Origin of the sequence: Bifidobacterium dolichotidis, from assembly GCF_003951975.1 — a bacterium.
Lineage (GTDB): Bacteria > Actinomycetota > Actinomycetes > Actinomycetales > Bifidobacteriaceae > Bifidobacterium > Bifidobacterium dolichotidis.
The window spans coordinates 513,312-535,553 of record NZ_QXGM01000001.1; the positions used below are offsets into that span (position 1 = coordinate 513,312).

Here is a 22,242-nt window from a genome sequence, read left to right on the forward strand (position 1 = left end):
TTACCTAGGTCGCAAAGTATTCAGCGCATAACTCAGTATCACAAATAGCCCAGTGTGCGGTTATGCGAAGTCAAACGAATTAATATTCGCGCGATTCTGGCTTCATGTCAATAATGTGCACTGGTTGCCACACAACATTGCCATCTGCATCAGTCATCGAATGAGCGAGGAACGATGCATCATCACGCTCTGGATAATCCAAGCGCTTCAACGAACCGCGGGACTCATGACGTGCAGCAGAAGCCGTCAGCATCGCCTGTGCCAACTTCAGCAAATTCTGCACTTCCCAAATCGCCGTAATTTCCTGATTAAACGAGGTGTACTCAGCATGCGAATGCAATTGCATGGCACGAGGCACCAACTCATCAGTAATAACCTGCTGAGCACGCTCAATAGCAGCAGCATCAGTGAGCACAGCCAGTGACGAATCCATCAACTGACCCAACTGCTCCTGCAGCTTATAAGCATTATCCGTGGTCTCTTCAGCTGCCTCAGCTTCTGGCTGCTCAGCATCATCAGCGTGAGCCACCAGATCATGCAAAGCATCCTGACGATCCTGACCGAGATGATCAATAAGTGCATCCTCATCGATGATCGTTGAACCGTCATCGAGCACAGGATTCTCTGCAACACGACGTGCAATAGACTCACCAGCACGAGAACCGAACAAGCAAGCATCGAGCAGCGAATTACCGCCCAAACGGTTAGCACCATGGACCGAAACACAGGAGCATTCACCAGCTGCATACAGGCCCTCAATAATATGGCGCTCACCATCGTGCCACGTATACACCTCAGCATCAGTCGTGACAGGAATGCCACCCATGGTGTAGTGGGCCGTAGGCTTGACTGGAACCCAATCCTTCGTTGGATCCAAGCCTGCATACTTCTGAATCGTTTCAACAACCTGAGGCAGCACAGCAAGCATATGACCAGGTTCAATAGCAGTCATATCAAGCCACACGCAGTCACGAGGACCTTCTGGGTCGCGTGGATCAGCAATACCACGGCCAGCATCAACTTCGGCGCGAATAGCACGGCTGACCACATCACGGGCAGCCAAATCACCATGTTCAGGTGCATAGTTCTGCATAAAGGCAACGCCATCAGCATTACGCAGCGTACCGCCTTCAGCACGCGAAGCCTCAGAGAGCAGAATACCCGTATGAGCCAAGCCCGTTGGATGGAACTGCACGAACTCAGTATCTTCGCACTGCAAACCAGCACGCAACACCAGCGACATACCATCACCAGTCAGATCCCACGAGTTCGACGTTGTATGGAACAGACGACCTGCACCACCCGTAGCAATCAGCACATTATGAGCGCGGACTACATGAACCTCGCCCGAATGCGTATCAAACGCAATAACGCCCTGCACCTGCTGCTCATCCTGATCCACAGCAAGATCGGTAACATACCATTCTTCTGCGAATTCCACACCATGGCCAATGCACTGCTGCCACAGCGAATGCAGAATCTGGTGACCAACACGGTCAGCGGCATAAGCAGCACGCTCAACAGGTGCCTTGCCGTAATCCTTTGTATGACCGCCAAAGCGACGCTGTGCAATATGACCATCATTGGTACGAGAGAATGCAACGCCATCGTGTTCAAGATTGACTACTGTCTTCGTAGCTTCTTGTGCCAGAATCTTGGCAGCGTCCTGATCGACGAGCCAATCGCCGCCCTTGACGGTGTCGTAATAATGCCATTGCCAGCAATCAGGTTGCTCATTGCCTAAGCTGGCTGCAATACCGCCTTCTGCAGAACCGGTATGCGAGCGTAAAGACTGAAGTTTCGAAATAACGAGGACCTTTGGTTCAATACCAAGATCCATATTTTGCCGAGTTTCATCACTGCGATAGAAACTCAGTGCGGCTGAGAGTCCAGCTGCGCCGGCTCCAACAATAATTGCGTCGTACATTTCTTCCACATGCTTCGGACTCATAGTGCGCCATTGTAGCCATTGCAATGGATTGTTCACCGGCATAATAGAACTATGACAAACGGATTCGCACAAGAGGTATACGCAGTAGTGCGTGCAATTCCACGAGGATACGTGGCCACCTATGGCATGGTAGCTGAACTCGCCGGTCGTCCTCGTGCCTCACGCATTGTTGGCGGCGTATTACATCGCAATCCAGATCCAAGCACGATTCCATGCCATCGTGTGGTCTTCCGTGATGGCTCGCTTGCACCAGGCTTTGCCTTTGGCGGGGCAGCAGTACAACGACGTCGCCTCGAAGAAGAAGGCGTACAGTTCGTTGCAGGAACAGCAAAGAATGGTGGAGCTGAAGGCCCACGCGTCGATCTCCAGCAATGCCTTTGGGACGGCACAGGTTATGCCGAGTAACATCCAGCAGTATTCGTAATCACAGCGCGCAACTCAAGCTCAGTGAGTTGTGCCAGTAACTTCGGTAACGTCAACACCGTATGAGGCTGCGCACGCTGTAATGCAGCAAGCACATGAGATGCTGTGGCTGCGCACTGCGCTCGCTGACAGCTACGAATAGCAGTAATAATATCGTGCTGCACTGCAGTGAGCTCATCATCAGCCTGCGTTGATTTGATTGTTGGCGAGCCGGCATCAAATTGCGAATAGTTCGGCTGATGTGCACTATGGCAAAGTTGCTCTACTGATTCACACGTTGATAACACTCGAGCCGCTTGTTCATCAATTAAGCGATGACAACCCGTATGATCAGGCCGCGTAATTAACCCAGGCACTGCATAGAGTTCGCGATTCAATTCTTGCGCCCAATGAGCCGTATTTAACGCCCCAGAATGGATGCGAGCTTGCGCCACGCAAACAACACTTGCCAGCGCGGCAATAATACGATTGCGCATTAAAAAACGCCGCGCCACAGGAGCACAATAGGGTGGCATTTCGCTCAGTAGTGCACCACGCCAGTGCATCATCTGTTTGAATAACTGCATATTTGACGAAGGCCCAATATGACGTAATCCACCAGCAAATACGGCCAGTGTTGGACCAGCATTATCAGCAGCTGCAGCATCAACAGCACCCCAATGTGCATGCGCATCAATACCCAGCGCACCGCCCGAAATAACACTATGACCGTCGCGCACCGCGCATGACGCTAATTGACGGGCTACATGTGCACCATAATCACTAGCGGCACGAGAACCAATTATGGCTAAGGGCTCATCGCAAGCAGTTAATGCACGCCGATCACCCATACCCCACAGGCACAGTGGGGAGACCCAATCAGAACGTATTGATAGATCATTCAGCTGCACAGGCCAACAAGAATCACCTTGGGTAACAACCCATTCCTGATTGTGATCAGTAAGCCAATTATGCAATGATTGCGCTGAATCACAAGTGATAGCACTCCGCCTTCGGGCCCAACGCAGCAATGCATGCTGAACAGTTGTTGCAGCTTTTTTATCCAGCGTACAGTTCTGCTGCTGAAGCCCCTGCTCACAACGTTCGAGCAGTGATTGTTCAAGCATCGTAGCCTGCAATGTTTGTTGCTGCTGTTCAACAAACCATTGTTCAAACAAATCCAATGCTTCAAGCGTGCTGGAACAGCCTTGTACAAAAACAGCCATAGCGGCATCAGCACCATCAGTACAAGCACTCAGTACTGCCGCTGCGGCAGCACGTTGGCTCACGCAAATAGTGCCGTTATCCTTACACGGAGCAGTGGGCTGTGGCTCGTATAGCTGCTGAATAAAGTCAACCAACGCACTCATACGATCCTCAATTCTTGAAAAGTTCAGAGGTGAACAGACACGACGCTGTGTACCGATACCAGATGTTGTATTCGCAGTTGGGCGGGGAGGCAGTTGGATATGAAGGCTACGTCACCTTGGTCCGTAAGGCGATAGCGGCATGCATATGCTCAGCACTTGGTTCACTCACGCCATCCAAATCAGCAATGGTCCAAGCCAAACGCAGCGCACGATCAGCGCCACGTAAACTCATCACATGTGCATCTAATGCACGATTGACAATTGCAAGCGTGCGTGCCGGCGTATGCTGATGCAGCCACGATCCACTTGCTTGCGCATTACAGGTCCAACCTTCGTCCTTCAATCGTTCACGAGCACGCTGTCGTGCTGCAATCACCTGATGGCGCATCTGCTTACTTGACATATTCGAAGCAGATCCCGTACTGCCTGCATCAATGCGCCCCGTAGGCAACACGGCCACCTGAATATCAATACGATCCAGAATTGGGCCAGAAAGCCTTGAAAAATATCGAATTCGATCACGCTCGCGACACGTACAGCGCTCGCCAGAACCATACCCGTACCCACAAGGACACGGATTTGCAGCCATAATTAATTGGAATCGAGCAGGGAACACGGTAGTGCCACGTGATCGAGAAACAGCAACGGTGCCAGATTCCAAAGGTTCACGAAGCGTTTGTAGCACTCGTGGCCCAAATTCTGGAGCTTCATCAAGAAACAGCACACCTCGATGTGCCATGGTTACGGCTCCTGGAGCAGCGAGACCAGCACCACCGCCAACAATCGAAGCGACAGAAGCGGTATGGTGCGGCGCTTGAAATGGTGGTACATCACTAATACCAAAGCTTTGTAGGGTGCCGACTATGGACCGAATAGAAGCAACCTCGAACTGTTCCTCTTCGTTGAGCGGACACATAATGCTGGGCATGCGCGAAGCCAGCATTGTTTTACCCGTGCCAGGTGGTCCGACCATAAGCAAATGATGACCGCCAGCCGCAGCAATTTGTAATGCCCATTTGGCTTCCTGTTGTTGCACCACTTCAGCCATATCACCAACATCCTGATCTAGTGCAGGTGCTGCGGTCGGTGGAGGAGTAGCTGATATTGGTACATCAGTATCAGGCACAACGGCATTACCGCCGAGTAATACAATTAGCTCGCCAACATGCGACACATAGAACACGTCAATATCGGGAACAAGTTCCGCTTCATCAGCATTAGCGCGAGGCACAATCGCCATGCGAATACCATGCTGCCGTGCATGCAACAGTACAGGCAAAATGCCATGTACTGGCAGCACTGATCCATCAAGATTGACTTCGCCAACAACAACCGTTTGATCAAGGCATTTTGACGGAATAGCACGTGACGCAGCAAGCACACTCGCAGCAATCGCTAAATCATGCGTGGCACCATGCTTAGGCAACGATGCCGGTGACATATTGACGGTGACTCGAGTTTGAGGCCAATGAAATCCTGCAGCAGAGCACGCTGCTTTCACCCGTTCACGTGCTTCAGCAAGCGAAGCATCAGGCAACCCAATAATCGAGAAAAATGGCAAGCCTTGCGAAACAAAAGCCTGAATCTGAATCAGAAACGGTTTAAGTCCTACAAGGCCAACAGATAATGTGGAACCAATGGCCATAAGGTGCTCCAATCAGCAACGTGGATGTCTGCAGCATGAATGAACAACAGTGCAATACCGATTAGAACGCATACGGCACATGCGTGAACCGAATACGCGGTGCTTGTATAAGCACACCAACAACATCAAAACGGATTTGCCCATGCGGTATGCGATGCTCAGGATCCAGCAGCCATTGCAATGCAGCACGGCGCAAATTACGTTGTTTATGAATGCCAACGGCTTCAATAGGAGAGCCAAACATCAGACCTCGCCGTGTTTTGACCTCAATAAACGCTAATTCGTTGTGCTCATTACGAGCCACAAGATCAAGCTCACCAAAGCGCGAATGCCAATTGTGATCGAGAATATGCCAGCCATGATGCTCGAGCCACCGTGCAGCAGCTGCCTCACCCCAGCAGCCCAGATGACGAGCCGAGAGCTCAGGTGAGACGAGCATTGAGCGACACTGCTCAAGCGTGGCTTCCTGTGGTTGTACAAGTTGTGTATTCATGATTCCAGTACAGCTTGGATCATGAGGGTACAGCAAGGCCGGTCGACCAATGTGGTTAACACCTTGAATCGACCGGCCTTATGTGGATAAGCCGTTTCAGCTTGACTGAAGCGATCCTATCTGCTTTCAGTCCAGTTGCACAAGCTTCGTCAAATCACCCAAGTTCAATTCAAAGCTGACACCACGACGCTCAAAATCAGGCTGATACTGCGTATTAATCATCGAATGACGCACAAACTCACCAGCAATCTGAGCAGCTTCAGTCATATCGCGACCAGCCATCACAGCGGCAATCAGCGACGATGCGAATGCATCACCAGTACCGTGAATCATGAATGGCAGCTTCTCGTGCTTGCACTCGGTCTTAGCGCTGACGCCTTCTTCTGCATTAACAATGTAGTTACGCAGATAACCATCGTTGTGATCGATGCCCTTAAGCACCACATTCTTAGCACCCAGGTCAAGCAGTGCCTGCAGCGTTTCATCAATCTGAGCATCAGCAATATTCTGACCCACATAATCGCGACCAGTCAGAATCGAAGCCTCAGTCAGGTTAGGCATGAGGATGTCAGCACCATTAGCCAAACGACCCATGGCCTTGCACAGTTCCTCAGTGTAGGTGGCATACATATTGCCACCATCACCCATAACAGGATCCACCAAGCGCAATGCGTTTGGATAGTCGTGGTACAAGCGCTCAATCAGAGCAACCTGATCAGCAGAGCCCAAGAAGCCCGAGTAAACACCATCAAGTGCCACATCTTCCTGCTGCCAAGCATCCAAATAACCATTCAGAATTGGCGTCGTATCGTGCATCGTGAACACGGGATAGTTCGTATGTGCAGAGAACAAAGCAGTTGGCACAGGGCATACATCGCAACCAGCAGCCGACAGAATTGGAATGGCTGCCGTAAGCGAGCACTTGCCATAACCGCACATATCGTGCACGGCAGCAATACGAGGAATATAGCGTGGATTGCGATCATAAAGTTTCACGCTCATCAGTACTTCTTTCTGCTTCGCTGAACTCATAGGAAGCATCATTGGCTTGTTCTGTGCACTAATCGTAGCGATTGGGGGTCCCGCAAGGGTGCGGGCTTTCGTACAGCGAACGATTAGCCACACCACTGCATCGATATTGTATCGGACATTGCCTCATCCCTGAGTATGAGGGCACCTGCGTTTTCATCCTCATGACCGATACCAAGCACCATCGCTTTTTTCGTACGGTATTGCCACGCACAGCACATACCTACAGAAGGTATGCGAGTAATCAAAAAAGAAGGAGCGAACATGAACGCGGAGCAAGCAATGCAGCAAACGTCGCCGGTCATAGAAGCTGTAAATCTGTGCAAAACCTACGGTGAGGGAGAGAGCGCAGTACAAGCACTGAACAACGTCAATGTCAGTTTTGAACGCGGCCAGTTCACATCGATTATGGGCCCGAGTGGATCGGGTAAGTCAACGCTCATGCACCTGTTGAGCGGACTCGACAGTGTGACTTCAGGCCATGTGCTTTTCCGCGGACTGGATCTGACCCAGCTCAACGATGTGTCATTAACGCTGCTGCGTCGCCAGCAAATTGGATTTGTGTTCCAGAATTTCAACCTGCTGCCCATGTTTACAGCGGAACAAAACATTCTGATGCCGCTGAGCCTAGCAGGAAAGAAACCAGATCGAGATTGGTTCCAGCTGCTGGTCAAGACGTTGGGCATTGCATCACGCCTAAGTCATCGACCTGCAGAGTTATCAGGCGGTCAACAGCAGCGAGTGGCTATTGCGCGTGCGCTGATTACGAAGCCTGATGTGGTGTTTGCGGATGAACCAACCGGAGCACTCGATACTGCATCAAGTAGGGAAGTGCTCAACTTTATGCGTCGTTCGGTTGATGAACTCGGTCGCACAATCATTATGGTCACGCACGATGCCAATGCAGCCGCATGGACGGACCGTGCGCTGGTAATGGTTGATGGCCAAATTTTAACCGATGTGCCACGTCCAACGGCAGAACTTATGAACGATCAGCTCACAACTGTGAGGAGGTGAATCATGCATCACTTGACGCTTCCGATGATGAAGCATAATCTACGCAAACTCATTCCAGCTGGCATTGCAGTGCTGATTGGCACGATGTTTATTACCTGCACGCTGATTTTCAGTGATGCGTTCAGTCAGGCCATGATTATACGGAATACGCTTTCATTCGCATCATCGAATTGGCAGTTGACCATACCGAAACAGCAGACCAATGATGCAGAAGTATCCTTGCATGCCGTGCGCGACTATAAGCTTGATCAGCTCAATAGAATCGCCAAAACTCAGTCAGTAGCTATTGATGGTATTCGTGTGGACTCGGTGAACCAGATTCGCATCCAGCAAGGCGATGAAGGCTATACCGAGATTGCAATTCCAACCGCGACGCGCAGCAGCATGGTGCCATTAGACATTGTTGAGGGCCATCAGCCTACGGAACCTGGCCAGATAGCAATTCCAAAGAGCACAGCCGACAGTATGAAGCTGCACATTGGTGACCGTGTCCGGACTACTGCGAAGTCAGAGCTAGATGCTTCAGAACTAGATACCCCAGAGCAGGATGTTTCAGAGCAGCAGCATTCTGAAACTGACCAACCTCAGGACTCTGTAGCAACCCTCATCGAAGAGCCTCTGACTATTGTTGGCCTGACTCATGAGCCAAAAGGATCCTATATCTACGGTGGTGCCGCATTAGTCACGCCCGCAACATTCGCTAAATTCATGGGATTACCATCATTCAACGATGTGCCATGCAGTAGCGTGTTTGTACAAATGTCTGGCTCAGAAGAAGCGCAACAACAGGTTGCCGAACAGGTACAGAAGCAGCTTGGCTTAACGCTCCAGTCTCGTTCCGAGGTTGCATCGCAAATATTGAAGAATCAGTCTGGCGAAAATGACGCTATTAAAATGTCACTGCTGAGCTTCGGTGTTTTGTCGCTTTTCGTAGCTGCTCTGGTTATTGGCAATACCTTCCAAGTCCTTGTTGCACAGCGTCGTCGTACATTTGCACTGCTACGCATCATTGGTGCACAGAGTCGTCAGCTGTACTTCCAGGTAGTGCTGGAATCTGCACTGCTTGGCTTGGCCAGCTCAGTATTAGGCGTTGCCTGCGGTATTGGTGCTATGGCACTCGCCATATCAGCGCACGTATTTGGTACATCAATGACAATGCATGTGGTGATAACTACATCGACACTGATAACTCCAATTGTGTTTGGTGTGCTCGCCACGATTGTTGCCTCATTGAGCGCTGCTCGTATGGCTACGCATGTTACGCCGCTTGAGGCTTTGCAGCCGCTTGACTTGGTTGAGCACACACAGCGTCAACGTGTGCGTACGGTGTTCGGCACCATTGTGCTGCTTGCTGGTGTTTCGCTCGCCATCTGGGCAGCGCAGTATTGGAAAACTGCAGAGAACAGTACTTGGTTGCTCGCCGCTATTACGGGTTGTGTACTGACGTTCAGCGGTGTGGGCATAACAGCTCACTTCTGGATTCCGCAACTGTTGCGGCTTATTGGCAAGGGCGTAAGTAAAATTGGTCCTTCTGCCAAACTGGCAGTCGCCAATATTGCGAAAAATCCTCGCCGCATAACAGCAACAGGACTCGCTCTGCTTATTGGCGTGACACTTATTTCCACTATTGGAACAGGTGCTGCTTGTGCCAAGCAAACAATGAATACGAAGCTCAACACCAAGTACAGTGTTGATATTTCCGTTTCTGGTATTCCAAATGACCAAGCTGCCTCACTCAAACAACGCTTACACAAGGAACCAGGTATTCAGTCAGTACTTGCCGCACCAACTGCTCAAGTGAAAGTCACTGACAACGTGCCGGAAGCTATGAAGAAAACGCCTCATGGTACTGATCTGCTCGTTATGGGTATTCCAAACTTGCAATCACTCAAGTCTGTGCTCAACGTGACAGTGCCGCCAATGCATTGGGACGCTGATCAGATACTGCTATCTCAGCTGCTTCCTGCTTCCGGTGCGCGTATCCAGTACCAGCCTCAGCTCACGATCCGCGAGTATCAGCATGCTGATTCGTCCGATCCTTCTGAACCAGCGTTGACTGTTGATACTCATGTGTTGAACTTCCGTAATATCGTCGACACCGGTGACACCGTTGCTTTTGTTGACGCGTCTCTGTTTGATCAGCAAGTGCTGCATGCACAAAGCACTACGATGCTGATTCGCACTGATACTACGGCTCAACAATCAGAATCGGAGATCGTGCACACAGTCTCGAACGCCGTACCCGATATTCCACAAGTAAGCATTGTTGCTCCTGTGGTAGAAAAGGAAAAGTGGAACACGACAGTCAATCAGGTGCTGTTGCTGTTCGTTGTACTGCTGGCTGTTGCTGTGATTATTGCACTGATTGGTGTAGCGAATACCTTAAGTTTGTCGGTTATTGAACGTACTCGAGAAACCGCTACATTACGAGCTATTGGCATGACTCGACAGCAAGTGCGCCGTTCCATTGGCATAGAAGCATTACTCACGACCGTGGTATCAAGCCTTGTCGGTTTAATGCTTGGTACTGGATTCGGTTCACTTGGTGTTGCGATGGTGCTTGGTCCAGTAGTACATGAATTCACCTTTACCATTGACTGGGTCGGAGACGCAGTGATTCTAGGCATAGCTATAGCTGCGGCACTTATTGCTAGCATCAGTCCTGCGCAGATCGCTAATCGTGTTTCACCAGTTGAGGCGCTCGCAGTTGAGTAATTAAGCTGTGTCTAAGTTCATGAAAGCCAAGAGGAACTACCACATATCTATTGTGGTAGTTCCTCTGTTGTCATGCTTTGACTAAGTACTTGATATGGAGTGCTTGCTAGTGCTGATAGCCTCGGTTACACGAGATGATTCTCGTAGGCGAATACAACAGCTTGCACGCGATCACGTGCATGAATTTTCGCGAGCACATGCGTTACATGTGTTTTTACTGTTGGCAACGAAATAAACAGCTTGTCCGCAATTTCCTGATTGGATAACCCATGCGCTACTTCAACCAGTACCTCGCGCTCGCGGTCAGTGAGTGATGCGAGCTCAGGATCGGTATAGGGTTCATTAGTGGTCTGTTGAGCTGGAGAACTGGTTGCAGTGACGAGTGAGGAATGGGCTGTGCCAAATCCCTGTGCAGTCATTTGTTCAATTAATCGCTTTGTTGCCGTTGGCGCAATAATTGCGTTGCCCTGATGCACCGTGCGAATAGAAGATAATAAAATTTCTGGTTCAGTATCTTTGAGTAAGAACCCTGAGGCTCCAGCATTAATGGCTGCCATCACGTATTCGTCAAGATCAAATGTGGTCAGAATAATAACGCGGGTCGTATGTTCCGCATTGGAAACGGCGCAAATTTGTCGCGTAGCTTCGATGCCGTCCATTTGTGGCATGCGAACGTCCATCAGTACTACATCGGCTGGTGTGGTTTGCGCTAAAGCAACTGCTTCAATACCATTACTTGCTCGACCAACCACATGCATATCTGGTTGTGAGTTAATAACCATGGCAAAACCCATGCTCACCAGCTCTTGATCATCAGCCACAATGACGCGAATTGGTTTCATAGGCGAGTAGCTCTGTGTTGGTTCGCAAGATTCTGATGACATTTATGCTTCCTTCGAAGTAGCAGCAGGATTCGTGACCTGGCGTGCAGCGACTACATGTTCTAGTTGTTCATGCAATGGCAATGCAGGATGCAAAGCAAGTGAATCTGAGCGATGTTGCATAGAACTCTGGGCAACGTGCTCAGAAGGCACATGGGTATCTGCAGTATTACGCAACACATGCAGCAGTTCTCGCATTTGAGCTAAGGCATGACGTCCTTCAGTGCCAATCTGTTCAAACGCGTGTGTTATTTGGGCTGCGCTTGGTTCGGTGTGCTGAGCATGAGCCTGATCAATCATGGCAATACCTGCCGTTGCTTGTTGCGCAACTTGTGTAAGCACATCAGTAATATGCTGCTGAATTTGAGCACTGATACGTTCTCGCTCTTCATTGGCATACTGCACATCACGTTGTTGCGTCAGTTGTTGGAGTGCCTGTTCTCGCTGCCGCAGCAAAATTAAATTCGAAGTATTACTATGCTGCATCAAACCAAGCAGAATTGCGGCACAACATAGTACGGCGATGACCAAAGCAAACTGAATACCAGATGTTATGGCCGTAGCGCGTTCGTATGATGGGTGTCGCGGTATTTGGTCGTGCCTTAACCAAGCAATAACAGATACATAACCACGGCAGTTCAGTGTGGTAGTAAATCCTGCAAATGCGGATAGCGCAACACAAAGTGAAACAATCAGTGGCAGTGCACGTTTACTACCGTAGGTAATTGCTGAATAAATAAACACAACTGCCAACATGTTGAACACGAGAAGATCTGAAAGAGCAATACCAGGAATTACCAAGAGCACGATTGCATACATAATGCTCATGCCAATTGCAGCCATAAGTGCGAAACGTCGGCGAATACTCAACATGGCAAATGTGACAACAAGTTCTGTATACACTACTGCAAGCCCGGATTCGTTCATGCCAACAGTTGCAGTCAGCCATGTATCTGATGCAATATACAGCCAAGCCGCTGCACAGACGACAGCAGCAACCATGGTGTCAAGAACAACATAATGTTGCTCACTCCACGTTGATAGCTTTGCAATTCGTTCCGAAAGTGATTGTTTCTGCCATACAGCAGCAATTACTGAACTAGTTTGCTGAGCAACCTGCCGAACAGCACGCTGCACAGGATGCGATAACCAGCGTGGCCCGTCTACTGGAGCAGAAGATTGCAATGACATTGCTGCCTGTTTTGGAGCAGATGATGGTGCTGGGGTTGTGTGCAATGGAATTGTTGCAGACACAACAAAACCTTGTGGTTGCAACGCATGAGCGATGAACGTACCTCCAATTTGTTCAATACGCTCTTGTAATCCAAGTAATCCTAAACCACTACCAGCAGTAGTTGCATCAAAGGCTTGAGTCGTACCTTCATCCGCAATACGAAGTGTTACTGACTGGTCGGTCCAAGTTTCTGTTATATGCACCTGTGCATGCGGTCCAACATAACGACGAATATTGGTAAACGCTTCTTGTAACACATGTTCTAAAGCTTCAACTTGGAATGGCTCCAGCTGATCTGGCTGCTCGCCATGTGCAATATGTTGTATGTGTAGTGATTGATGAATATGCTGCGCTTGAGCAATCGCTGAGGACACAATATTCGGCGTTTTATCTTTCGTGTTACTGCCTATAGCATGTAACACATCGTTCATAGCAGATAATGCTGTTTGGGTTTCATGCTCGATGGTTTGCATAACTGACTTTGCTAATTGTGGGTTATGAGCGGAAGCATATCGGCCGCCATCAGACTGCACAATAATCGTCGACAAGGTATGCGCAACAACATCATGCATATCACGTGCAATACGAGCGCGTTCAGCCTCAGATGCCACAGTTTTCTGCTCACGTTGGTATTCCAATAACGCAGCATTACGTTCTTGCAATGTTACCGACGTTGCCTTGCGAGCTCGTTGCCAATAGCCAGCAATAATCGTAGGGGTAACACACGCACCGGCACTAATGCCGAAATAAATCAGTGAGTCTCTCAAACTAGGAGCCGTACCGGTATGTAGCTCAAAAATAGGTCCATATTTGAGAGCCGCCCACTGTGTAACGGCTGACAGCACACACATCGCATAAGCAATTGCAATATAGATATGAATACGTCGCTGAGCACACTGCACAATAATCGTATAGAGCAGCGGAAGTGCCAGTAGATCAACATTCATAAATGATGGACCTGTAACAAGTTGCACTACTACAACGCAGATAAAAATGATTGCGGAAATCTGCGGATATTTACGACGTGTAGCAAACGGAATAGCTAGCGCAATAGACAGTACCGTCACCCAATGCTGTGATGGCGTAAATAATAAATATCCGGAATTAGCTGTTGTGAATCGACACAGTATCATCCACAAAATGGCAGCAATAACAGCATCATGTATCATGACATGACTCGTCCACCACTGCAGAAGTTTGCGCATAATGTCACCGTAACGCAATACGACGCAGAGCGGATATCCATCTCAAGGATGATTTACAGTCATAGCTATGAACGCTACGACGCAACAAACCCAACAGCATCGCACCACAACCGCAGGGTATTGGGTGCCAGGGTTGCATATTGAGGAATCATCAATCAAAGTCCCACTGAACTGGGCCGGCAATACACCAGGACAGAACGTAGAAGGACGCACTATTGATCTGTTCTATCGCGTCGTGGACGCACCAGAACACGTGGGCGCGAACCTGCCGTTCCTCATGTTCCTGCAGGGCGGACCAGGCGGCGCAAGCCCGCGCCCAATGAGCCCAACCTCAGACGGATGGATTGCAGAAGCCGTCAAACATTTCCACGTTATTCTGCCTGATCAGCGCGGTACCGGACGTTCCACAGCCGTCGACGGACGCACTGTGCAATCGATGAGCGGTCAGGACGCAGCACAACTGCTCAAAATGTTCCTTGCCGACTCAATTATTCGAGACTTCGAACACCTACGCCTGACCAAATTTGGCGGACGCAAACTCGTCACGCTTGGCCAAAGCTATGGCGGATTCTTAACGCTTACGTGGTTGTCATTGTTCCCAAACTCGCTCGCAGCCTGCTTTACGACGGGCGGTATTCCACATGTGCCAGCCGATGCTGAGGAAACGTACGAGTACACCGTGCCAACAATGCAGCGCAAAACTGAGCAGTATTACGAACGTTACCCGCAAGATCGTGAGCGTGTGGCTGCAGTGGCTGATATTATTACGGCCGCAAGTGAGCAGGGTAGTGCACTGCAGTTGCCGAATGGTGACGAACTCACGGTGCCACGCCTACAAACTGTGGGCCAGTGCCTTGGCATGAAACCAAGTTTTGAGACGTTACATTGGCTGTTCGATACTGCATTCCGAGCAGGTGCGGGTGACGTGCCAAATATCGGGTCTGCAGGATCTGCTGAATCTGCAGGTTCTACTGGTGCTGCCAGCTCCCAGGTCGACCCACAAACGGCATTAACCGATGCGTTCTTGCATGATGTGGCCGAACAAACCTATGCCAAAGCCCTCTACTGGCCACTGCAAGAGTTCATCTATGCAAATGGTGAGCTTGAGAAGCCAATCGAGTGGGCTGCGTCACGAGTTGTGGCAAAGCATGCGCAATTCAGTCCAGATGCGCGACCGCTGTTGTTCTTCGGCGAGGCTATTTTCCCATGGATGTTTGAGCAAGAACGTCAGCTGCGTCCATTCCGTGCGGCTATGGATCTGCTTATGCAAGACACGCATTTTGGCACGATTTATGATGCTGATCAGCTTGCGCGTAATGAAGTACCGCTACAAGCAGCCGTGTATTTCGACGATATGTATGTCAATTCGAAGCTATCGCTTGACACACTTTCTCGTATCGGCCATTCGCATGCCTGGGTAACCAATGAATTTGAGCATGATGGTGTGCATGGCAACCGCGTGTTTAAGCATTTGTATGAATGCGCACGAGACAGGGGAGACCTCCGCAACCTGTAACACATAAAGCCAGTCCAGTATCGTTCTGGGCTGGCTTTTCGTTGTGCAAAAACAAGAGTGCACAAAAACAAGAAAACCCTTGAGATTGCTCTCAAGGGTTTTGCTGGTGTCCGGAGCGGGACTTGAACCCGCACGCCTGTATAAAATAGGCACTAGCACCTCAAGCTAGCGCGTCTACCATTCCGCCACCCGGACAGGTTTTGGTTACTTAACGCAACGAGTGATGACTATAGGCGCATTCGTGGAAAAATGCAAATTACGGCGTGGTGTTTGATCAGAGCGTATCCAAAAATCGTGATCAAAGCGTGGTATAGCGCCGATTCTGGCTATCCGTTCAGAGGAATACTGAATTATGCGACTATGCTGAGCAGCATCGATTTGGAAAGGGGCTCACGATGAGCGACTTCACTGTTGGATTTATTGGATTCGGCAACATGGCTCAGGCCATTGCCAAGGGCCTGACTGAGGCCGGCGTTGTTGAGGGTAGCCAAATGGTTGCTTGCGCCGCTCATTTTGACCGCCTCGAGCGTAACGCTGCAAAGTATGGCGTCAGGCCAGTGCACACGGCTGAAGAGGTCGCAGACGCTGCACACATGATTATTGTGGCCGTCAAGCCATATCAGATTGAGTCGGTTGTTGGTCCTCTGACTGATCTGCTGGCCGACCGCGACTGCTTCGTTGTTTCGCTGGCTGCTGGCTGGACGCTTGCTGATTACGAGCATCTGTTCGGTGACAAGCACGATCAGATCCACGTACAGTGCACGATTCCAAACACACCAATGGCTGTGGGCAAGGGTGTGCTCGTCACCGAGCAGCTCAACACGCTTACCGACGCTCAGCGCATTGAGTTCGAGCGTGTACTGGGTGAGATCAGCTTGGTTGAGCGTGTGGCGACTGAGCACATGGGTATTGGCATGTGCATTTCCGGTTGTGCTCCAGCTTTCACTGATATGTATTTGGAAGCACTCGGCGACGCTGGTGTGAAGTATGGTCTGCCTCGCGCAACGGCCTACCGTCTCGCCGCTCGCATGATTGAAGGCGTTGGTGCGCTTTACATGGCTTCCGAAGAGCATCCAGGCGCTATGAAGGACGCCGTCTGCAGCCCTGGCGGCACGACAATTAAGGGCGTTGCCAGCCTCGAGGAGTCCGGCTTCCGTGGCGCTGTCATTAAGGCTGTTGACGCTATTGAGCAGTGACGTTGCTGTACTGAGTTCGCTAGTACCGTTCCGTTAGTGCAACTCAAGTTGTGTTTTTGGTCCGATTGATTTCTGCTTCACCGCACTAATCAATCGGACTTTTGTTATCTAGTTCGTCTCAAAATAGCTCGACGTTTAATTCCCGATGAATTTTCGATGATATTGGATGTTGACCGTACTGCGTTCGATACAGTGAAACTTACCTCTGCATAAATCGTGCAACGGAGCTCCATCGGATTGCTGTATGCAACCGAAAGATAGTACAGAGTAGGTGAGTGATATGGATTCCTATGAGTTACGTACTAGTTGTATTTTGGGTATTGGCTTGTGGGGCGCAGCTGTAAATGTTGGATTTAAAGATATGGGTAGCATACCTTCCTCAATATGCTGGTTAATTATTCTTGGATCTACTGTTGCTATGTTCATATGGCTGACGCGGAAATTAAGCGAACGGGTATTGTCTTTGCGCATGTTTTATTCATATGTGATCAGCATGGTGGGCATGGGCATTGTGGCATTTAAGGCGGGCGAAATAGGATGCGTCATTATTGCAGGAGTCACGGTGTTCGGCTGTTTGTTGAATTACCTCATGTATGGAAGAGGCTCGAAGAATACCAAATCTCACGTGCCAGAAGCTCATACGGAAGACTCCATAGCATAGCCTGATGAATCGGCTTGATCATGAATGACAAGCCAAGCGGGTACCTTGATAAACATGTCTCTTACTATCGGAATCGTCGGTTTGCCAAATGTCGGCAAGTCCACCATGTTTAACGCATTAACGCGCAACAACGTGCTCGCTGAGAACTATCCGTTCGCAACAATTGAGCCAAACACGGGTGTTGTGCCACTGCCAGATAAGCGTCTTCCTGTGCTCGCTGAGCTCGTGCACACGGAGAAGATCGTGCCAGCAACGGTTACGTTCGTTGATATTGCAGGTATTGTCAAGGGTGCTTCCGAGGGTGAAGGCTTGGGTAACAAGTTCCTCGCTAACATTCGTGAAGCTGATGCAATCTGTGAAGTTGTGCGTGCCTTCGAAGATGACGACATCGTACACGTCAATGGTCGCGTCAACCCAGACGACGATATCGACACGATTAACACCGAGCTGATTCTGGCTGATCTGCAGACGATTGATAACGCTCTGCCAAAACTTGAGAAGGATCTGCGCGGCAAGAAGATCGAGCCTGCTTACATGGAAGCTGTGAAGAAGGCTAAGGAGATTCTTGAGTCCGGTCGTACCATCGATCAGGCTGCAAGCGCAGGCGAAATCAACAAGGATGATGTTTACGATCTGCACCTGCTGACCGCAAAGCCATTCATCTACGTGTTTAACGTTGACGATAACGAGCTGACGAACGAAGAGTTCAAGGCTAAGCTCGCTCAGTCGGTTGCTCCAGCACCAGCTATTTTCCTGAACGCTCAGTTCGAGGCAGAACTCACCGAGCTCGATGAAGCTGATGCACGCGAAATGCTCGCCGATGCAGGTCTTGAAGAATCTGGCCTTGATCAGCTGGCTCGCGTTGGCTTCGACATTCTTGGTCTGCAGACGTTCCTGACTGCAGGTGAGAAGGAAGTGCACGCATGGCAGATCCACCAGGGCTGGACTGCTCCACAGGCTGCAGGCGTCATCCACACGGACTTCGAGAAGGGCTTCATTAAGGCAGAAGTTGTTTCGTACGATGACTTTGTTGAAGCTGATGGCTCGATGACGAAGATTAAGGATGAAGGCAAGCTGCGTCTTGAAGGCAAGGATTACGTCATGCAAGATGGCGATATCGTTGAGTTCAAGTTCAACGTCAGCAAGTGATGAAGTACTAGCAGTACTCTTTCAATTCTGATATACGAATTGGCTCCAGTAGCTGGAAACGCTACTGGAGCCAATTGTTATAAGAGGGTAGTCGTCCATATTGGGGGACTAGTACCGAGTTATATCAGGCATTCATATGCTGCATGCAGTGCTGGCCGTTGGCAGTATTAGGACCAGACTGTTCCGATGCTGAACCTTGTTCGGCGCCTGTTCCGTTAGCAATGGCTTCTAAGGAGCCTTCGCCTCGAGGATCTTCTGGACTCATTACGCCAGTGCCGTCACCATTAGGCTGCTGCATTGGCTGTTGTGACTGGTCGCCGTTCTCTGCAACTCCAGCATCTTCAGAACCAGCATGCTGATCTACAAGATACTGTGCATCGGCCTGGTCGTCAGCTGCAGTGCCGCCTACGCCATTTTGTACAGAAGCTTCTGAGTGCATGTTACCGTGCTGCTGCTTGCAATGCTGAGGCTGTTCGCTCTGCTGACCCTGTTGACCCTGCTGAGATTGTTCCTGCTGTTCGTCTTGTTGTGTGGCTTCGTTTTGGAAGTCTTTGTCGCCATCTGAGCTTGCGCCCTGATCTTGAGTCATTGTCTGCTGGTGATTATTTGTATGACACATAATGTGTGCTCCTTTGTTTGGTAGTACCAACACTACGGAGCACAACAGGGAATGGGCTGACGTACGACTGAAGCTAGTGACCTAAAACACTGCCAATAGTCGGTAGTTGTTGTGAGTACTGTCAGTAAGAAGTATGAGCGTTTGCCTGTGATCTAGGCGGGAAGTCAATAGACAGTAGCGCTTAGCTTGCAGTGGGCACTTTGCACAGCAGTAAGTTCTATGTTCATAAGAAAAGCCTCGAATCGTAAGACTCGAGGCTTTATGAGGTTTAACTAATTAGCATATGAGGTGATTAGTTCGAGCCACCAATCATTGCCAACTTCGACGAATACTTCGAAGGAATGGTTGAATCGAAGTCCTGCATTTCAGCCTTGGTTGCCATATCGTATGGCAGCGAGTCCGTTCCACGAGACTTATCGCCAGAATAGGTAGACACCACTTGGACGCCAATACCATTCTGCTGGATGTAGCTACCAGAAATACCCAAATTGGACAGTGGAATCTTTACGACGTAGTGGAAATCGTACTTATTCGGATCGTGTCCCCTCGTCTTCAGATCAACAATGTTGGAGGAGTCGTGCTTCACATCATCAGTCTGACGACCAGAACCATAGGTCGTGAAGCCATTCACTTCCTTGCTCAGAATGCTGTTGCCCTTCATAACCGTGATATTCGAATAGGAAGGGGTTGCATTCAAACCGCCATAGTTAGTTCCCTTGAAGAGCTGGGTGTCGGTATTTTCAACCTTGGAATGAATACCAACGAGATCGGTAATGCCTTGGGTAAATGCATTTCTAGAATTCCAAATCGTCCTAGACGTATCGCCACCAATAAAGGCATTCTGACCAATAGTATTACTCGTAATACCCTTATCAGTTTTCAGTGCAATATAGAATGGGAAATCGAGATCATCACGTTCATTAAGTTTGCCGTGCCAGAGAATTTCTTGAGCCCATGGAGTGACGGCATCGGTAGGGTTCACCATTTCCCACATCAGATACAGGTTGCTTGAATCATATGCAGCATAGAGAGCATACAAATCAACAGGAATCTCGCTGTTTTGGGCGTCACGATAAGCACGACGATCATCGTTGGCTACACCCTGAGCAATAAGCATCGATGAGTCCCAATCGTGCAGATCTTGCTCCATGTCGATAGTCTTCCACTGACCTCTACCAGTCTCATTGATCTTGTAGTAATTCACCAGACCTTGATCAACACCATCTGGATGATCATTTCCAATTTGATCTGCCATTGCGGTGGATGACACGAATGCAGCACCTGACAGTGTAGCTACCGAAAGAATGAATGCTGCGGTCTTCTTAAAGTGTTTGTGTACCTTGATCACAATTTATCCCTTCAACATTGCCGTAAGTATCGGCATGCAATGTAATAAAGATATAGCAATCGCTCCGATTGATTGAAATACCCCTCGTATTGCGTTAATAAATTCGTACAGCATGAAAAAATATATTTCAGATTATTCGTGCATCTGTCATAAATTTGATAAGCTGCAGAACCTTCTTACTTAAACAACAACGGCTTATACGGGCGAACCTCGCATAGTCATTAAGTGTTCAAAATATCAAATCTTTTAGGTTTGATCTGATTTTTTGATCCCCCCATGTGTTGTTGTTGATGATTACTTTACAGTGATGATTTTTTTCATACAACTTCACTCATGAATCAGCACCAAGTTTGTTGACTGAGGGTACTGGCTCGTCGGGCGCGATATAACGGTTTCGGGGGTATATCGAAAATGAGCAATACGTCCATATTGTAAGAAATCGTTTGCTAAGTAGAGTCATTCTTATTTTGTTTCAGAAAGTACTTAGAGTTTCAGTAAAACGCTTAAGTACTGTAAATGGCGCTATAACGTATGCACTTCATTCTGGTGGGCAATAATGCGCAGAGATCGCACCAGAATGAAGTGGCACCTTGCATACGTTTACATAATTAGAACGTGCAACGGCTTTGAGTAAATTTGCTGATTTGCTCAAAAACTTGAGCGCTTAAGTCGAGCCATGAAAGGCACACCGGGAACACATGACCAAGCGTTTGCGTTGGCGGTACCTTAATATCGTGGAGCTCAAAATCAACATTGTGCTCAGCAAGCAATGTCGCCAAATACAGCGTTTCTGACTCAATGAAATCGTCTGAACTCGTTACCAAATACGTAGGCGGCACAGTGAACTCGCGAATAGCAACCCTAGGATCAAGCCAATCTGGCTGCATATCAGTAAGACCATCAAGGAAGAACTGACCTAAATCATGGGTTAGTGTATTGCGGAAACGTTTCCTCGGGCCGCTCGTAATATCTCGACCAAGGGAGAATACGCCACTAATAAGAGCTGCACCACGTATTGGCAAACCAGAGGAACGCTCAATGCCAAAGGCCTGAGCAGCCTGTGAATTACCTTCGATCAGCATAGTGAGCCAGGCCAGAGCTGCTCCTGCAGAATCACCCGTAATAAAAATGTTGTGCTTACTCAGCGGCCACTGATCCAAATGCGTATGAATCCAACGCAACGCCATTTGAATATCAGCCAATTGTCCCATCAAACCAGTCTGAGGAACAGGACGATAATTCAAGGAGAACACGGCAAAGCCTTGTGCAGCGAGATGCGTGCAGAAATTACGATTGAGCTCCTTATACCCATAGGTAAAGCCGCCACCATGAATATCAATAAATACAGGGCATGAGTTACCACCGCGCAGTACTACGTCATGCGGCACATACAGGTCTAGCAGATGGCCACGCACCTGACCTTCGCCATACCCAGCATCATCGGCATAGGAAATATCCGCAAAAACATCAATGCCGTCAGGATCATGCCAGAAATCAGTGCGCGGATAATCGAACTGTGCAATGCTGATGCGTTCTTTCGCAATATGTGCCGCGAGTTCTTTACTGATGCCATCTAAATCGTTCGTCGTCTCAGTCCAATACTGAGCAATATGAGCCATGGCCTCATCGTTGAGTACACGATTCGCATCGCTATAGCGAACAAATGGATACGGATTTAATTGAGTCATGAGCATTCCTTTAATATGCGAATCTGTTATATGCAACGTTGGCACTCGTAATTCAGAATTGTCTAGAAATTCAATCGGAAATCAACAAAAAGCTCAGCCAATAACCAAAACGAGCATGCTGCT

17 protein-coding genes and 1 tRNA gene are annotated in these 22,242 nt (G+C 49.2%); 7 read left to right on the forward strand and 11 right to left on the reverse strand.

Annotation, left to right across the window (positions count from 1 at the left end; all coding sequences use genetic code 11):
* Positions 1 to 79: 79 nt before the first annotated feature.
* Entirely contained in the window at positions 80 to 1,951 is a 1,872-nt protein-coding gene (locus D2E26_RS01905) for an FAD-binding protein (protein WP_125963001.1), read from the reverse strand.
* A 51-nt stretch (positions 1,952 to 2,002) separates the two neighbouring features.
* Here D2E26_RS01905 and D2E26_RS01910 point away from each other — a divergent pair, with 51 nt between their 5' ends.
* Complete coding sequence (locus D2E26_RS01910) at positions 2,003 to 2,356, forward strand: MGMT family protein (RefSeq protein WP_125963002.1); 354 nt, start codon at positions 2,003 to 2,005, stop codon at positions 2,354 to 2,356.
* Here the strand turns inward: D2E26_RS01910 and D2E26_RS01915 are convergent.
* The 4 genes from D2E26_RS01915 to D2E26_RS01930 all read right to left on the reverse strand — a co-directional run bounded on the left by D2E26_RS01915 (position 2,344) and on the right by D2E26_RS01930 (position 6,866).
* Entirely contained in the window at positions 2,344 to 3,642 is a 1,299-nt protein-coding gene (locus D2E26_RS01915; RefSeq protein ID WP_164515823.1) for a DNA-processing protein DprA, read from the reverse strand. The genes D2E26_RS01910 and D2E26_RS01915 overlap by 13 nt on opposite strands.
* A gap of 187 nt (positions 3,643 to 3,829) precedes the next feature.
* Entirely contained in the window at positions 3,830 to 5,368 is a 1,539-nt protein-coding gene (locus D2E26_RS01920; protein WP_125963004.1) for a YifB family Mg chelatase-like AAA ATPase, read from the reverse strand.
* A 61-nt stretch (positions 5,369 to 5,429) separates the two neighbouring features.
* The gene (locus D2E26_RS01925) at positions 5,430 to 5,861 is read right to left on the reverse strand and encodes a YraN family protein (RefSeq protein WP_206432052.1); all 432 of its coding nucleotides are present in this window, start codon (positions 5,859 to 5,861) and stop codon (positions 5,430 to 5,432) included.
* A 126-nt stretch (positions 5,862 to 5,987) separates the two neighbouring features.
* Positions 5,988 to 6,866 (reverse strand): pyridoxamine kinase, encoded by an 879-nt coding sequence (locus tag D2E26_RS01930; RefSeq protein WP_125963376.1) that lies wholly within the window; start codon positions 6,864 to 6,866, stop codon positions 5,988 to 5,990.
* Between the two features lie 288 nt (positions 6,867 to 7,154).
* Here D2E26_RS01930 and D2E26_RS01935 point away from each other — a divergent pair, with 288 nt between their 5' ends.
* Positions 7,155 to 7,907, forward strand: coding sequence for an ABC transporter ATP-binding protein (locus tag D2E26_RS01935; protein ID WP_241218824.1), 753 nt, complete (start codon positions 7,155 to 7,157; stop codon positions 7,905 to 7,907).
* Between the two features lie 3 nt (positions 7,908 to 7,910).
* Positions 7,911 to 10,622, forward strand: a complete 2,712-nt coding sequence (locus D2E26_RS01940; protein WP_125963005.1) for an ABC transporter permease — start codon at positions 7,911 to 7,913, stop codon at positions 10,620 to 10,622.
* 125 nt (positions 10,623 to 10,747) lie between these two features.
* Here D2E26_RS01940 and D2E26_RS01945 read toward each other — a convergent pair whose 3' ends face one another.
* Positions 10,748 to 11,506, reverse strand: coding sequence for a response regulator (locus D2E26_RS01945; RefSeq protein ID WP_277599421.1), 759 nt, complete (start codon positions 11,504 to 11,506; stop codon positions 10,748 to 10,750).
* Complete coding sequence (locus tag D2E26_RS01950) at positions 11,507 to 13,942, reverse strand: sensor histidine kinase (protein ID WP_125963006.1); 2,436 nt, start codon at positions 13,940 to 13,942, stop codon at positions 11,507 to 11,509.
* Between the two features lie 67 nt (positions 13,943 to 14,009).
* Here D2E26_RS01950 and D2E26_RS01955 point away from each other — a divergent pair, with 67 nt between their 5' ends.
* Positions 14,010 to 15,458, forward strand: coding sequence for an alpha/beta fold hydrolase (locus tag D2E26_RS01955; protein ID WP_125963007.1), 1,449 nt, complete (start codon positions 14,010 to 14,012; stop codon positions 15,456 to 15,458).
* 104 nt (positions 15,459 to 15,562) lie between these two features.
* Here the strand turns inward: D2E26_RS01955 and D2E26_RS01960 are convergent.
* Positions 15,563 to 15,653, reverse strand: a tRNA-Leu gene (locus D2E26_RS01960).
* Positions 15,654 to 15,853: 200 nt separating this feature from the next.
* Here D2E26_RS01960 and proC point away from each other — a divergent pair.
* The 3 genes from proC (at position 15,854) to ychF (ending at position 18,464) form a co-directional block, all read left to right on the forward strand.
* On the forward strand, positions 15,854 to 16,654 hold the full coding sequence (gene proC / locus D2E26_RS01965) for a pyrroline-5-carboxylate reductase (protein WP_125963008.1): 801 nt from the start codon (positions 15,854 to 15,856) through the stop codon (positions 16,652 to 16,654).
* 280 nt (positions 16,655 to 16,934) lie between these two features.
* Positions 16,935 to 17,315 carry a hypothetical protein gene (locus D2E26_RS01970; protein ID WP_125963009.1) on the forward strand — a complete coding sequence of 127 codons (381 nt, stop codon included), beginning with the start codon at positions 16,935 to 16,937 and terminating at the stop codon, positions 17,313 to 17,315.
* Positions 17,316 to 17,369: 54 nt separating this feature from the next.
* Positions 17,370 to 18,464 carry a redox-regulated ATPase YchF gene (gene ychF / locus D2E26_RS01975; protein ID WP_125963010.1) on the forward strand — a complete coding sequence of 365 codons (1,095 nt, stop codon included), beginning with the start codon at positions 17,370 to 17,372 and terminating at the stop codon, positions 18,462 to 18,464.
* A gap of 124 nt (positions 18,465 to 18,588) precedes the next feature.
* Here the strand turns inward: ychF and D2E26_RS01980 are convergent, their stop codons facing one another.
* From D2E26_RS01980 to D2E26_RS01990, 3 genes are all read right to left on the reverse strand, one after another.
* Positions 18,589 to 19,083, reverse strand: a complete 495-nt coding sequence (locus tag D2E26_RS01980; RefSeq protein WP_125963011.1) for a hypothetical protein — start codon at positions 19,081 to 19,083, stop codon at positions 18,589 to 18,591.
* A 292-nt stretch (positions 19,084 to 19,375) separates the two neighbouring features.
* Positions 19,376 to 20,353, reverse strand: a complete 978-nt coding sequence (locus D2E26_RS01985; protein ID WP_125963012.1) for a hypothetical protein — start codon at positions 20,351 to 20,353, stop codon at positions 19,376 to 19,378.
* A 686-nt stretch (positions 20,354 to 21,039) separates the two neighbouring features.
* A complete protein-coding gene (locus tag D2E26_RS01990) occupies positions 21,040 to 22,119 on the reverse strand; it encodes an alpha/beta hydrolase (protein ID WP_241218825.1) in 1,080 nt (359 codons plus the stop codon).
* Between the last annotated feature and the right edge of the window lie 123 nt (positions 22,120 to 22,242).